Below are 14090 nucleotides of genomic sequence, written 5' to 3'. Positions count from 1 at the left end.
CGCGGTGATGATCTCGTCCTTCAGCTTCTTGTATTTGCGCTCCTGCGAGGGCGACAGCGACTCGTTCTGCAGGCGGTTGGCGATGTCCTGTTCCTGCAGCTTGCGCAGCTTCTTGTATTCGTTGGCGACGGTGTCGAAGGTTTCCAGCACCTTCGGCTTCAGTTCGAGTTCGATCGCGGCAAGCGACATCGAGTTCTCGAACTCGTCGTCCTCCATGTCGGCTTCGGCGGCGAGTTCGCCGGGGTCCTTCTCCTCGGCGTCGCCCGCGGGCGCAGCCTTGAACGGAGTCGCGCCGGGAGGCGCCGAGGGGGGCGAGGCTTCCTGCGCCATCTCGGAGCCGGGCAGCGGCTTGCCGTCGGGCCCGACCGGCGCCGGCAGCTTGGCATCGGGACCGGCATAGGTCGCTTCGAGATCGATGATGTCGCGGAGGAAGACCTTGCCCTCGTTGAGTTCGTCGCGCCAGATGATGATCGCTTGGAAGGTCAGCGGGCTTTCGCAGAGACCCGCGATCATCGCCTCGCGGCCGGCCTCGATGCGCTTGGCGATGGCGATTTCGCCTTCGCGCGAGAGCAGCTCGACCGAGCCCATCTCGCGCAGATACATGCGCACGGGATCGTCGGTGCGCTCGGAGGGCTCCTTGTCGGATTTGACGATCAGGGGCTTGGCGGTGACTTCGATCAGTTCGCCGCCCTCGTCGTCGTCATCCTCCTCCTTCTCGGCGTCGTCGTCGGCAGCCTCGTCCTGCTCGATGACGTTGATGCCCATTTCGGAGAGCATCGACAGGGTGTCCTCGATCTGCTCGGAGGTGACCTCCTCGGAGGGCATCACGGCATTGAGCTGCTCATAGGTGATGTAGCCGCGCTTCTTGGCCTGCTTGATCATCTTCTTGACGGCGGCGTCGGAGAGATCGAGCAGCGGCAGCGGCGTATCGGGCGTTGCTTCGGTATCCTTCTCGGGCTCGTCCTTGCCGCCGGCCTTGGCTTTGACGGCTTCCTTCTCGGAAACGGCCTTGATGCCGGCTTTCAGGGCTGCGGTACGGGACATTTCAGGACGCATCGGCGAAACTTTCGAAGCAGGAGCGACTTTGGGAGCGGAGGCGGAAGCGGCGGTTGTTGAGGCGGTCGAAGCGGGAACGGGTTTTGCAGTCTCCTTGGCGGTTTTTGCGGCGGCGGGCTTGACCGGTTCCTTGGCCTTGGGCGCCGGCCTCGCGGCGGGTTTGGCGGAAGCGCCCTTGAGAAGCGACTTCACCGTCGACTTGATGGACGTCTTCGCCTTGGCCGATGTCTTGCTGGCCGCGCTCTTGCTCGCCATGAAGCTCTCTCTCCCGCGGCGGGGGTCCGCCGTTTCGACCGTCCCTATCCTATGGCGCGACAGCGCATCTTACGCGAGTCCCGCCCCGGCCGGGTGGCCGAATCAACACACTCACTCTCGTAGGCCCAGATTAAGTGGGGATTAACCTCGTAACCCCTTGACCCCACGCCTGAAAGCCCATTCGCCAAAAAAGGCCCCACAAACCGGGGCCTCAACGTGTCACCCACCACGGACGGGGCGCCCGGAGGAGGCCCCAAATCCCTCGATCAGCGCCTCGGTTCCCTCGAGCGCCGCGAGCCTGTTCTGCACGTCCCGGATCCAGGCCAGATTGGCTTCGCTCGGATCGTCACCGAGCGCGCGCTCTGCGTCCTTAAGCTCCCTATTTAGCGTGCGTGTCTTGCGATGCAAGGTAACGATGTGGTCCCACCATTGTGCAACATCGGCCTCCCCGGCCCCCCGGCGCGCCGGCCAGTCCGAATTGTGGGTGATGGCCCCCCGGACCCGCGCGATCAGCGGGTCGAGGCCCCGTTGGGACAGGCTGGCCTGCAATTTCTGCGGGTCGAGCACCGCCTCGCCGGACGCCGCTTCCAGGATCGCACGCCGCAACTGGTCGGCGTCGGGATGCAGGAGATCGAGCTCGGCAAATTCCTCGGTATGGGTTTCGAGCAGCCAGGGATGCTCGATCACGGCGATCAGGATCAGCGCCTCCCGCGGGGAGACGGCGCTCCGGTAGCCCCGAACCAGCGGGCTTTGCCCGAGCCTTGGCGATAGCGGGCCCAATACGGCGCGCGGGTTTCGCTGTGCGCCACGCCAGTCGCTGCGCCCTCCGGCCCGGCGCGGCGCCGGCTGGAAATTGCGCCCGCGCTCGTAGCCGCCGGCAACCTCGGCCGGCATGAACAGGGCGCGAATGCGGGCGTCGAAATCCTGGCGGTAATATTTCCGCACCGCCTCGTGACCGATGCCATTGATGATCTCGCCGATCCGCGCCTCGAGCGCAGCGCGCCGCTCCGGCGTATCGAACGAAGCGGTTTCGGTCTCGCGCATCCAGAGGATGTCGGCGAGCGGGCGGGCGCTCGCCAGCACTTCTTCCATGGCGGCGCGGCCACCGGATCGGATCAGGTCGTCCGGGTCCTGGCCTTCGGGCAGCATTGCGAAAAGAAGACTTTTGCCGGGCTGCAGCTTCGGGAGCGCGAGATCGACCGCCCGATAGGCGGCGCGCCGGCCGGCCTTGTCGCCGTCGAAGCACAGCATCGGCTCGTCGGCGATCTTCCAGAGAAGCCCAAGCTGCTCCTCGGTGAGCGCGGTGCCGAGCGGCGCCACCGCGCCTTCAAAGCCCGCCGTGACCATCGCGATCACGTCGACATAGCCCTCGACGACGATCAGCGCCTTTCCGTCATGCACGGCGGCGCGCGCCTTGGCGCCGTTGAACAGGATCGAGCCTTTATGGAAGAGCTGCGTCTCCGGCGAATTCAGATATTTCGCCTGCGCATCGGGGCTCAGCGCCCGGCCGCCGAACGCAATCAGCCGTCCGCGCCAGTCGGCGATCGGAAACATGACGCGATCGCGGAAGCGATCATACGGCACCGGAATATCGTCGCCGTGGACCAGGAGGCCGGCCTGGATCATGTCCTCGACCGGCACGCCCTGCTCGCCGAGATGCTCCTTCAGCGCGAAGCGGTCCGGCGGCGCATATCCCATCCGAAACCGCAGCTGCGTCTCCGGGCCCAGCCCGCGATCGGCGAGATAGCCGCGCGCCTTGGCGCCGCTTCGCGACTGGAGCTGCGCTTCGAAGAATTTCGCCGCAAGCTCGACCACTTCGAACAGCGACTTGCGCCGCTCCTCACGCACCACCTCCTCGCGCGAGACTTTCGGCAGCGGCAGCCCGGCCATGGTGGCGAGACGCTCGACAGCTTCCGGGAACGTCACGCCCTCCGTCATCATGACGAAGTCGAAGATCGAGCCGTTCTTGCCGGAGGAGAAATCGAACCAGGCCTGTTTCTGATCATTGACGAAAAAGGAGGGGGTCTTCTCCTGATTGAACGGCGACAGGCCGCGCCATTCGCGGCCGGCCTTCTTCAGCTTCACGCGCCGCCCCACCACCTCCGAGACCGGGAGGCGGGTCCGAATTTCATCCAGGAACTGGGGCGGAAAGCGCATGGGACTTGGTAGGATAGCCGGGCAAATGACGATCTGAGGGCTTTGCTTACAGATCGATGCGTTACGAGCGGCTTATACACAGGTAAGCTTGCAATTTTGCATATACATTTGTATATACATTGGATCAACGATGTCCGGCGACCGGTTTGTTCTCGATCCTGCGGAGGGTTTCGAATGGGACGAGAGCAAACGGCAAACGAACATTGCCAAGCACGGGATTGATTTCGTCGATGCCGTCGCCGTGTTCGACGATCCACGGCACACACGCGCGTCGGCGGTGGCTTCAGCGAGCGACGTTTATCACGATCGGTGCGGTCCGCGGTCTCGTGATCGCCGTGGTCTTCACCATTCGAAACGGAAAATTGCGGATCATCTCGGCGCGGGTCGCGCGCAGAAGCGAGCGGGAACGATATGGGCAAAAAAGCAGCGGCTGAAGACATCGTCACCCTGGTTGCTTCGCTTCCCGACGGGACTCACATCGTCGAGCACCAGGATGGCCGGCTCGAACGACGGAAAAGCGAAACGGACTGGGAGCGATTGAAAGCGCTCACCGACGAAGACATTGAGGCTTCGGTCGCCGGCGACCCCGATGCGGACGAGGCGGCATGGTCGAATGACGTCGTTGTCGTGAGCAAAAAGCGTCCGATTTCAATCCGGCTCGATGAAGACGTGCTCGACTTTTTCAAGAAGCGGGGAGCCGGCTACCAGAAGCGCATCAATGCCGTTCTGCGCAGCTACATGAATGCGAGCAGCAAGGACAAAAGGCGCGCCTAGCCAATATTGCCGCAGCATGTTCAAATTGCACCTCACATGACCTCACTCCTCGCTCCCGACGAACCCGCCCCGCCGATCACGCTCCGCCCCGACGGCGCCTCGCCCTTTCTCCTTGTCGCCGACCATGCGGGCCGGCGCATCCCGCGCAAGCTCGGCGATCTCGGCGTGTCGGAGAGCGAGCTGCGCCGGCACATCGCCTGGGACGTCGGCATCGAGCCGGTGGTCCGCTTCATGGCGGACGAACTCGACGCGCACGCGATCATGCAGCCTTATTCGCGGCTGGTGATCGACTGCAACCGGCCGTTCGCGGCGGAGTCTTCGATCGCAAAGATCAGCGAGAACACGCCGGTGCCCGGCAATGTGAAGCTGACGGACGAGGACATCGCCGCTCGCCAGCGCGAAATCTTTGCGCCTTATCACGATGCGATCACGCGCGAGCTCGACCGCAGAGCGCGCGAGGATCGGCCGGCCTTTCTGGTGGCGATGCATTCCTTCACACCCGTTTACAAAGGCGTCCAACGCCCCTGGCATGCGGGCGTTCTCTACAATCGCGACTCGCGCTTTGCCGCGTTCGTACTCCGGCTCCTGCGCGAGGAAGACGACCTCGTGGTCGGCGATCAGGAGCCCTACAAGGTCAGCGACGATCACGACCACACCATCCCGGTGCATGGCGAGCAGCGCGGCCTGCCGCATGTCGCGATCGAGATCCGCCACGACCTGATCGAGAATGAAATCGACCAGCGCGCCTGGGCAAAGCGCATGTGCCGCGTGCTGACTGAGGCGAAACGGCTGCGCGACGAGAGCTACGGCGTCGGCTAGCCGCCGAAGGCGAAGGGCGGACGGCGCGTCCTGTTCTATTCGGGCGACGATGCCCGCGCCTTGCCAAAGCCGAGATCGGCCCACTGATCGATCGGCTCGGCTTCTTCGGCATCGATCTCGGTCCGCTCGCGATCGGCGGGCAGCTCGCGCAATGTCCCGGCGGACCGCTGGCGGCACATCACCTCGTCAAGCTCGGCTGACGCCAATTCGCCCGCCGCAACGCACCCCTTCGCGATGCGCAATCGGACGAGGCATAAGCGGCTGGCTGCATCTCACACAAGCTGCCTATACTCGCGAGGGGTCCGGTCCGCCGGCGCCTTGTTGCTTGTCATTGTCAGGTTCAGGAGATCGTTGAATGTCCGGCACTGCCGTCTTCGCCGCGGGCGGGTATCGCTACATCCCAGCCGTGTTTCAATATTCTGGCGGAGTTGCCGCCGAAGACGGCTTCGAACTCGAACGCGTGCGGTTTCTTAAAGCTGTGCCACTCGCCGAGGCCTTCACGAAGATCGAAGAGCATCTCAAGGCCATCGGCCGGCCCTTCACGGCCTTCGCGCATTGCGAACTCCGTTCGCCCGGACAATTCACCGATCAGGGCTTCATCGACTTCAACAAGCAATATGTGACGACGCTGGAGCGCTGGGGCATCTACAAGGACGGCGTCAATCCGGTGGCGCGCACCAATGTCTGCCCGATGTATCACGGCCCGGATACGCCTTCGATGCTCGCCTTCACCTATACGGTGCCGGTCACGAAGCCTGCGCGGCGCACCTTCATGCTGTCGGGCGGCGGCGACGTGCGGCCGGGCACCGAACTCTACAAGGACCGCATCGTGCGCTACGGCGACACCTCGCCCGAAGCGCTCCGCGAGAAGGTGGTGTTCGTCATCGAGGAGATGGAGCGCCGGCTCAAGACGCTCGGCTTCACCTGGGCGGACGCGGTCTCGGCGCAGGCCTACACCGTGCAGAATATCGGGCACCTTGTCGGGGAAGAACTCGCCAAGCGCGGCGCCATCACGGGCGGCCTCGTCTGGTACTATGCGCGGCCGCCTGTGATCGGCCTCGAATATGAAATGGATGTGCGGGGCACCGCGCGCGAATTGATACTCTAGGGCGATTTCGGTTCTCACAGGAGAGAGCCGTCGTCCCGCCCAAAAGGGGACCCCTTCGCAGAGCGGGGTTATGGGTCCTTAGCCTTCGCGGGACGCGCCGGACATGGATGATGAGCTTCACCTCAAGCGACAACGATCCAGGAGTTGTTCGATGATGACGACTTTGCTCTCCCGCCGCGCCGCACTTACCACCGCCCTCGCCGTCGCAAGCCTCGTCATCGCCGCACCGGCCTTCGCGCAAGCATGGAAGCCGACCCAGCCGATCAAGGTCATCATCCCCTACGCGCCCGGCGGCACCTCCGACATCATCGCCCGCAGCATGTCGGACCAGGTCAGCGCACGGCTCGACCAGCCGCTGACCATCGAGAACCGCGGGGGCGGTGCGACCCAGATCGGCACCAGCGCGGTGGCGAAGGCCGCGCCGGACGGACATACGATCCTGCTCGTAGGCAACACCGTCTCGATCAATCCGAGCCTGTTCAAGTCGCTGCCCTATGACACGCTGAAGGATCTTGCGCCGATCACCTATGCCGGCGTCACGCCGCACACCATCGTGGTCAACAACGACGTGCCGGCGAAAAACCTGAAGGAACTGCTCGATCTTGCGAAGGCCAAGCCCGGCCAGATCAATTACGGCTCGGTCGGCATCGGCACCTCGTTCCATCTCGGCACCGAGGAACTGAAGAAGCTGTCCGGCACCAATATGGTGCATGTCCCCTACAAGGGCATGGGCCAGGTGCTGACCGACGCGATCTCCGGCAACATCCAGATGGCGTTTGCCAACACGCCGAACGCCGCGCCCCTCGTCCAGGCCGGCAAGCTGCGCGCGATCGCGGTGGCGCATCCCAAGCGCGTTGCGCAATTGCCGGACGTGCCGACGGTCGGCGAACAGGGCTTTCCGGGATTCGAGTCCAATTCCGGTTTCATCTATTTCGCACCCGGCGGAACGCCCGAGCCCGTGCTCGACCGGCTTAACGCGGTGTTCGTCGAAGTCCTGAACCTGCCGGAGGTGAAGGAGGCGCTGACCAAACAGGGCGTCGAGGTGATGGCAACGTCCCGCGCCGATACGCTCGACTTCATCAAGCGCGAGATGAAGCGCTATGCGGAGGTCGTGGCGTTCTCGGGCGCGAAGGCCGAGTAAAACGGCGCGAGAGCGTGTAATCTGCGGTTCGGGGCAGGCCCGCCCCGGACCGATACCGAGAGACCATCATGGACATTTCCCGCATCTCGTCGGGGCGCAATCCGCCGAAGGACATTCACGCGGTGATCGAAATCCCGCTCGGCGGGGTGCCGGTGAAATACGAGATCGACAAGGAATCCGGCGCGCTGTTCGTCGATCGCTTCCTGCATACCGCGATGTTCTATCCCGGCAATTACGGGTTCATTCCGCATACGCTGTCGGCCGACGGCGACCCTTGCGACGTCCTCGTGGTGAGCCAGGTGCCGGTCGTCGCCGGCGCTGTCATCCGCTGCCGGCCGGTCGGGGCCCTCGTGATGGAAGATGAGGCCGGCGGCGACGAGAAGATCCTCGCGGTGCCGGTCGACACCCTGCATCCATTCTATGCCGGCGTGCAGAGCTACAAGGACCTGCCCGCCATCATGTGCGAGCAGATCGCGCATTTCTTCCAGCACTACAAGGATCTGGAAAAGGGCAAGTGGGTGACCATCGTGCGCTGGCTCGACACCGACGGCGCCGAGCAGCTCGTGATGGACGCGATCGCGCGCTACAACCCCTACAAGGATTGACGGCGCCGGTTTCGTTCCCGCGCGTTTGGCGAGCGCAGCGCCTCAAACGCCGTTCATTCCCGCTCAAGCAGGAATCCAGAAACTGCCAGGAACTGCTCGTGATTTGACTCTTGGTCCCCGCTTGCGCGGGGACCAACGGTAGATAGCCGCGTCATGGCTGCGCGCTTCGCCGGAGCGCCCGCTATTTCGCCTCGCCCTTCGGCTTTTTCAGCGCGTTGATCACCATGGTGGCGAGCGGCACGATCAGCGGCAGCGCGCTCTCGATCGGATGCTTGAACGAACGGCCGACGAAGCCGAATTGCTGCTGCATCAGCCGTGCGTCGTTCTGCAACGCCTCCATCGCCGATCTCTCGATCTCGTTGGCGAGCTCCAGCTCCCGGCCCGGCGCCTTGCGCGCGGCGATCAGCGCCAGAAGCCCTGCGAGGATGAAATTGGCGGCGCCGAGCGCGAGCGCGGATGTGATCGTGCTCCAAAACTCAAGCAGCGCGAAAAACGCCGCGACCTCGAACAGCAACAGGCCGACCAGCGCCAGCAACACCGCCGCGGCGTTGAGCCCGGATTGCGCCAGCACATTGCGCAGCTTGATGTCGGCGATCGCCCGTTCCGCCCGGTAGAGCACACGCAGATTGTGGATGAAGCGGTCCATGGTCATCTCGCTCGTGATATCAATCCGGCAACCAGCGCGCCGAGCAGGAACGCGGCGGCGACCGATGCGAAGGGATGCGCGACCACCAGATCCTCGGCGTCGTCCGCAGCCGCCTCGAGCCGCTCCTGCAATTCACGCAGCACATCCTCGATGTCGGCGCGTGCGCCGCCGGTGTTGCTTGCGGCCTTCTGCGCAGCCTCCACGACGGCCTCCGATTCTTCCAGGATCGGCGTTTGCATAAGCTCTCGGCGAAGCGCTTCCAGCTCCCGCTCGAGACGTGCTGAAGATCTTGCCGAAGACATAGACGGAATCATCCCGAACTTCCTACAATCGCTCCGATTGTCGGACCTATGGGTGAAAGGGTCAATCGATGATGAAATGTCTGGCCTTTTTGGTGCTGCTCATGATGGCACCGCAGGTTGCGAACGCGCAGCAGGCGGCTCCCGCTGGACTCAAGCTCGTCAATGACTGCCTGAATAATGCGGACAAAAATGGCAAGCTCGGCACGTCCTGCATCGGGCTCATCGCCGATCCCTGCCGAGCCAAGACCAATAACGATACCGACAAGAACAGGGCCTGCGCGGCGCGCGAGCTTGCGGTCTGGAATGCGATCCTGGAAACCGCCGGCAAGCACGTGCGCGCCGGCGGCTTCAAGGAGATCACGAAGGCACTCGCCGATTCCGAGAAGGCCTGGGCGGCGCAGCGCGAGGCCCTGTGCCCGACCTTCGACAAGATCGAACCGGGCTTTTTGCCGGGCGACGCCAATTATTGCCGGATGCAGATCACGGCCAACCGCGCGCTGCTGCTTCGCAAGCTCGGCGCCGGGGTGAACCCGCATTAGCAAGCCGGAATGCAAATCGGGATTACAGGATCATGGTGATCGCGCGGCCTGACATCTTCACCGAGCCATCGGATGTCGATCCGGACACGCTCGCCAATCTCGGGCCGCTGCGGCCGCTGGCCGGCGTGTGGCGCGCGGAGAAAGGCGTCGACCTCAACCCCAAGGCCGACGGACCGGAGCGGCGCGTCTTCATCGAGACGATCCACATGCAGCCGATCGATCCGCAGACCAACGGTCCGCAGCTGCTCTACGGGATGCGCTACCACATCCACATCAACACCGCCGAGGAAGACATCACCTTCCACGAACAGGTCGGCTATTGGCTGTGGGAGCCGGCGACCGGCGTCATCATGCAGACGCTCGCGATCCCGCGCGGTCAGGTCGCGCTGGCCTGCGGCCACGCCAAGGCGAACGACAGGACATTCTCCGTCTCATCGGAGCGCGGCGCGACCGATTACGGCATCTGCTCGACCGATTTTCTCGAGATGGCGTTCCGGACCGACAGCTACCGGATCGACATCACCTGCAATGCCGACGACACCTGGTCCTACGTCACGCACACGATGCTCGCGGTGCACGGCGCCGAGCCCGCCTTCGACCATACCGACCGCAACACGCTGCACCGGATCGGGCCGGCGCAGAAGAATCCGCTCATGCTGATCCTGGCGAACAAGGCGGGGGTCCCGAAACCGGCGGCTCAGCACCCGCTGTAGCGCGGCGCGCGACGGCTCATCCAGGCATCGAGCGCTTCGCGGTTATCACGGGTCGGGACCATGCGCGCGAATTGCTCGCCTTCGATCGCGAGGCCTTCCGCGATGGAGGCGTTGAGGCCGCGCGTCACGGCCGCGATGATCCGCGCGGCGGCGAGCGACGAATGGCGCAGGATGCGCTCCGCCAGCTCGAACGACGCCTCGAGCAGCGTTTCGCGGGCGACCACGCGATTGACGAGACCGATCTCATAGGCGCGCTGCGGGGTGAACGCGTCGCCGGTGAGGAGAAATTCCAGCGCGCGCTTTCGCCCGGCGAGGCGCGGCAGGCGCTGCGTTCCACCGAATGTCGGCGGAATTCCAATATTGATCTCCGGCTTTGCGAATGAGGCGCGCTCGCTCGCGACCGCGAGGTGAACGGCTTCGGTGATCTCGCAGCCGCCGCCAAAGGCGATCCCGTTCACCGCAGCGATCACGGGTTTTGGAAACGACTCCAGACGCGACGTCATCGCCTGACCGCGCCGGACGAAGGCCTTCAGCGCCGCATCCGGACCGTTCCTGATGCTTTCGGAAAACTCGTGAATGTCGGCACCGGCCGAAAACGCACGATCGCCGGCGCCGGTCAGCACGACCGCATGCACGCTCCCGTCGTCTTCGATCGCGTCGAGGATCTGCATCAGGCGGTCAATCAGCGCATAGTTCAGGGCATTCAGTTTTTCGGGACGATTGAGCGTCACAAGCGCAATCGCCCCGCGCCGTTCGTTCAACACCAGCTCAGTCATGTTGGATCTTTCCAAGTGATCACGTCCGCAAACGGCTCAAGCAGCCGGCAGCGTCACGGCCTGAAGCTGCGGTTGCCCGTGAGCCGCGCCGTGATCTGTCGCTCCATGTCATCGGTCAGCTTCAGATCGGACAGGTACAGGTCGCGCCTCGCCGCCCGTGCGGCGCTGCGATCGCGGAGAAGCCGGACGGGAGCCAGGACAATGCCGCGCAGGGCATCGATCAGCCGGCCGGCGCCGGCGGTGCGCAAGGCCGAAGCGTCAGATTCTGCAAAGTCACTCATAACCCGCCTCCATAAATGAGGATTTCTCGAAGCAGGTTTCTATTTCGGCCCGGTTTAGCTATCTTACAAACGATATTAACTCGCTCTATTCGTGAGATAATCTCATGCATTCAATTCCGCCGCTGAACGCGCTCCGGGCCTTCGAAGCGTCCGCGCGGCATCTGAGCCTGACCAAGGCGGCGCAGGAGCTCAACGTCACACCGGGCGCGATCAGCCATCAGCTCCGCGGTCTCGAAGACGTGCTGCAGGTCAAGCTGTTCGAACGCGGCGTGCGGCAGATCGCACTCACACCGGCCGGCAAGATGCTCTATCCCGGCATCCAGAGAGGCTTCGCTCACATCGCGGATGCGCTGGCCGATCTGAAGCGTTCGGTCAGCCAGCAGGTGCTGGTCGTCAGCACCTCGCCGGGACTGACGTCGAAGTGGCTGGTGCCGCGGCTCTATCGCTTCACGAGCGACCATCCGGACATCGATGTCCGCATTTCCTCCTCGATCCAGAACGCCAATTTCACGACCGACGGCGTACACATCGCGGTCCGCAACATGCCGGTCGGCGCGACATCCGATTCATCTCTGGTGGTCGAGAGGCTGTTCGAAATGAAGCTCGTGCCGGTGTGCAGTCCGCGCCTGATCGATAACACCACCCCGCTCACCCCGCAGACGATCGCGAGGATGCCGCTCATTCACGACGACACGCTGGCGCAGCGCGTCACCATACCGACCTGGGCCGACTGGTTTCGCGCGGCGAAGGTCGGAAAGGTCGATGCGGATCGCGGGCTGCATTTCGACAGCCCCGATCACGCGCTCAACGCTGCCACCGAGGGCGCGGGCGTCCTGCTCGCCCCTGACATCCTGGCCTATGACGATTTGCGGACCGGCCGGCTGGTGATCCCGGTGCCGCTCGCCCTGCCGTCAGGCCGCGCCTATCACCTCGTTTATCCCAGGCGCGAACGGCGGCGCGCCGTCGAGGCGTTCAGCCGCTGGATCAAAAGCGAAGTCGAGCAGCTCGATCCGCACGATCAGCTGGGCTGATGATGGGCGCGCCCAGCGCGCAGGCGCAATCTCCGTTCATTCCCGCGCAGCGGGAATCGGGAAAGCCACAAGCGAATGCATGGCGCCTTGACGCTGGGTGCCCCGCTTGCACCGGGACGACCGAGGACGGGAATGATGCTTACCCGCCGAGCTTCTGCTTCACCAACGCACTGGCTTTGGCAAAATCCATCTGGCCCGCGAATTTGCTTTTCAGCGCACCGACCACCTTGCCCATGTCCTTCATCGACGCAGCGCCGGTCTCGGCAATCGCCGCGTCGATGGCGGCCGTCACCTCGGCGTCCGACATCTGCTTCGGCAGATAGGACGAGATGATCGCGATCTCCTCGCCTTCCTGCTGCGCGAGTTCGGGCCGGCCGCCCTTCTCGTAGAGCTCCTTCGATTCCTGGCGCTGCTTGATCATCTTTTGCAGCACGGGGAGAAGATCGGCATCGGACAGCGTCTTGCCGGTCGCGCGGGCCTCGATATCGGCGTTCTTGAAGGTCGAGTTGATCATGCGCAACGTCGCGATCTTGCGCTCGTCCTTGGCCTTCATCGCCTCTTTCAAGGCGTTGTTGATGTCGTCGCGCAGCATGGACTGTTCTCCTTCAGCGCTGCGGCTCGGTCATACCGAAGCGGGCGGCACCGCAGTTCCGCCTGCATGTACCGCCCATGCGCGCAAAATCAAGCGCGGCGGTCCATCAGGTCGGCAACGGGCGCGGTCCGTACAGGATCACGGCGGCGCCGACGACGCAGATCGAGGCGCCGATGAGATCCCACCGGTCGGGGCGCGCGCCCTCCATCGCCCAAAGCCACATCAGCGAGGCGACAATATAGATGCCGCCATAGGCCGCATAGGCGCGGCCGGCATGCGAGGCGTCGACGAGGGTCAGGAGCCAGGCAAAGGTGGCGAGCGAGATCAGGCCCGGAACCAGCCACCAGAGCGGCTGGCCGAGCCGCAGCCACGCCCAGAAGGCGAAACATCCGGCGATTTCGGCCAGTGCCGCACAGACATAGACGAAAGCAGTTCGCATCTCTTGGTCCGAAATCCGCTCGATCAGCCGGTCCGGGGGTTGGCATTGCGCGCCGGGACGATTATTCAGGCCGCTTATGAACACCCTACACGATTCCGGCTGGGCGGAGCCTAAGGCGACCGCGCTCTTGGTGCTGGCCGACGGCACCGTCCTCGAAGGACATGGCCTTGGCGCCACCGGCTCCGCCGTCGGCGAAGTCTGCTTCAACACCGCGATGACCGGCTATGAGGAGATCCTCACCGATCCGTCCTATGCCGGCCAGATCATCACCTTCACCTTCCCGCATATCGGCAATGTCGGCACCAACGATGAAGATATCGAGACGGTGAACATGGCGGCGACGCCCGGCGCGCGCGGGGTGATCCTGCAGGGCGCCATCACCGATCCGTCGAATTACCGCGCCACCCGCCATCTCGACCAATGGCTGCGCGCCCGCGGCATTGTCGGGCTGTCCGGGATCGATACTCGCGCCCTCACCGCGCTGATCCGCGAAAAGGGCATGCCGAATGCGGTGATCGCGCACGAGCCGTCCGGCAAGTTCGATCTCGACGCCCTGAAGAAGGAAGCCCGCGAATGGCCGGGCCTCGTCGGCATGGATCTCGTGCCGATGGTCACGAGTGCGCAGCGCTTCACCTGGGATGAAGGCGAATGGGCCTGGGGCAAGGGCTATTCGCGCGTCGACAATCCGGAATTCCATGTGGTCGCGATCGACTACGGGGTGAAGCGCAACATCCTGCGCCTCCTCGCCTCAAATGGCTGCAAGGTGACGGTGGTGCCGGCGACGACATCCGCCGAGGACATCATGGCGCTCAAGCCGGACGGGGTGTTCCTGTCGAACGGGCCAGGCGATCCGGCG

At 64.1% G+C, this 14090-nt stretch carries 18 protein-coding genes and 1 pseudogene; 11 read left to right on the top strand and 8 right to left on the bottom strand.

What is annotated here, in order from left to right; translation table 11 throughout:
* Both VN004_RS11130 and dnaG read right to left on the bottom strand, forming a co-directional pair.
* Positions 1–1044, bottom strand: a 1044-nt coding sequence (locus VN004_RS11130; RefSeq protein ID WP_414710276.1) for an RNA polymerase sigma factor region1.1 domain-containing protein, incomplete at its 3' end; no start/stop codon positions are given.
* A 486-nt stretch (positions 1045–1530) separates the two neighbouring features.
* Complete coding sequence (dnaG, locus tag VN004_RS11125) at positions 1531–3468, bottom strand: DNA primase (protein ID WP_325609922.1); 1938 nt, start codon at positions 3466–3468, stop codon at positions 1531–1533.
* Between the two features lie 130 nt (positions 3469–3598).
* On the opposite strand from dnaG, the gene VN004_RS22515 reads away from it, so the two are divergent.
* From VN004_RS22515 to ppa, 7 genes and pseudogenes are all read left to right on the top strand, one after another.
* Positions 3599–4009, top strand: a complete 411-nt coding sequence (locus tag VN004_RS22515; protein ID WP_414710274.1) for a BrnT family toxin — start codon at positions 3599–3601, stop codon at positions 4007–4009.
* The gene (locus VN004_RS11120; protein ID WP_414710275.1) at positions 3907–4242 is read left to right on the top strand and encodes a BrnA antitoxin family protein; all 336 of its coding nucleotides are present in this window, start codon (positions 3907–3909) and stop codon (positions 4240–4242) included. Before VN004_RS22515 ends, VN004_RS11120 begins: the two co-directional genes overlap by 103 nt.
* Positions 4243–4278: 36 nt before the next feature.
* Positions 4279–5061: an N-formylglutamate amidohydrolase gene (locus VN004_RS11115; RefSeq protein WP_325609919.1), complete on the top strand. Its 783-nt coding sequence runs from the start codon at positions 4279–4281 to the stop codon at positions 5059–5061.
* A 3-nt stretch (positions 5062–5064) separates the two neighbouring features.
* Positions 5065–5261, top strand: a pseudogene (locus VN004_RS11110) (NADP oxidoreductase); the annotation flags it as partial.
* Positions 5262–5416: 155 nt separating this feature from the next.
* Positions 5417–6169: a 2-amino-5-chloromuconate deaminase CnbZ gene (gene cnbZ / locus VN004_RS11105; protein WP_325609917.1), complete on the top strand. Its 753-nt coding sequence runs from the start codon at positions 5417–5419 to the stop codon at positions 6167–6169.
* A 151-nt stretch (positions 6170–6320) separates the two neighbouring features.
* The gene (locus VN004_RS11100; RefSeq protein ID WP_325609915.1) at positions 6321–7310 is read left to right on the top strand and encodes a tripartite tricarboxylate transporter substrate binding protein; all 990 of its coding nucleotides are present in this window, start codon (positions 6321–6323) and stop codon (positions 7308–7310) included.
* Positions 7311–7378: 68 nt separating this feature from the next.
* A complete protein-coding gene (ppa, locus tag VN004_RS11095) occupies positions 7379–7915 on the top strand; it encodes an inorganic diphosphatase (protein ID WP_325609914.1) in 537 nt (178 codons plus the stop codon).
* 181 nt (positions 7916–8096) lie between these two features.
* Here ppa and VN004_RS11090 read toward each other — a convergent pair whose 3' ends face one another.
* The gene (locus tag VN004_RS11090) at positions 8097–8561 is read right to left on the bottom strand and encodes a phage holin family protein (RefSeq protein WP_325609911.1); all 465 of its coding nucleotides are present in this window, start codon (positions 8559–8561) and stop codon (positions 8097–8099) included.
* Positions 8562–8563: 2 nt separating this feature from the next.
* Positions 8564–8800, bottom strand: a complete 237-nt coding sequence (locus VN004_RS11085; protein ID WP_325609908.1) for a hypothetical protein — start codon at positions 8798–8800, stop codon at positions 8564–8566.
* A 131-nt stretch (positions 8801–8931) separates the two neighbouring features.
* Between VN004_RS11085 and VN004_RS11080 the strand changes: the two genes are divergently transcribed.
* Positions 8932–9402, top strand: coding sequence for a lysozyme inhibitor LprI family protein (locus VN004_RS11080; protein ID WP_325609907.1), 471 nt, complete (start codon positions 8932–8934; stop codon positions 9400–9402).
* A gap of 32 nt (positions 9403–9434) precedes the next feature.
* Entirely contained in the window at positions 9435–10115 is a 681-nt protein-coding gene (locus VN004_RS11075) for an FABP family protein (RefSeq protein ID WP_325609904.1), read from the top strand.
* Here the strand turns inward: VN004_RS11075 and VN004_RS11070 are convergent.
* Entirely contained in the window at positions 10100–10891 is a 792-nt protein-coding gene (locus tag VN004_RS11070; RefSeq protein WP_325609902.1) for a crotonase/enoyl-CoA hydratase family protein, read from the bottom strand. The genes VN004_RS11075 and VN004_RS11070 overlap by 16 nt on opposite strands.
* A gap of 53 nt (positions 10892–10944) precedes the next feature.
* Positions 10945–11172, bottom strand: coding sequence for a hypothetical protein (locus VN004_RS11065; RefSeq protein ID WP_325609899.1), 228 nt, complete (start codon positions 11170–11172; stop codon positions 10945–10947).
* 104 nt (positions 11173–11276) lie between these two features.
* Here VN004_RS11065 and gcvA point away from each other — a divergent pair, with 104 nt between their 5' ends.
* Positions 11277–12203 (top strand): transcriptional regulator GcvA, encoded by a 927-nt coding sequence (gcvA, locus tag VN004_RS11060; protein ID WP_325609897.1) that lies wholly within the window; start codon positions 11277–11279, stop codon positions 12201–12203.
* A 139-nt stretch (positions 12204–12342) separates the two neighbouring features.
* Here the strand turns inward: gcvA and VN004_RS11055 are convergent, their stop codons facing one another.
* The gene (locus tag VN004_RS11055) at positions 12343–12795 is read right to left on the bottom strand and encodes a GatB/YqeY domain-containing protein (RefSeq protein WP_325609895.1); all 453 of its coding nucleotides are present in this window, start codon (positions 12793–12795) and stop codon (positions 12343–12345) included.
* Between the two features lie 106 nt (positions 12796–12901).
* Complete coding sequence (locus tag VN004_RS11050) at positions 12902–13234, bottom strand: YnfA family protein (protein ID WP_325609894.1); 333 nt, start codon at positions 13232–13234, stop codon at positions 12902–12904.
* Positions 13235–13310: 76 nt separating this feature from the next.
* On the opposite strand from VN004_RS11050, the gene VN004_RS11045 reads away from it, so the two are divergent.
* Positions 13311–14090: carbamoyl phosphate synthase small subunit (locus VN004_RS11045; protein WP_325609893.1), on the top strand; the 780-nt coding region annotated here is incomplete at its 3' end.

Source organism: Pseudorhodoplanes sp., from assembly GCF_035565855.1.
GTDB lineage: Bacteria > Pseudomonadota > Alphaproteobacteria > Rhizobiales > Xanthobacteraceae > Pseudorhodoplanes.
Note: the sequence above shows the minus strand (reverse complement) of the source record. Positions and strands in the feature narration are given on the sequence as shown.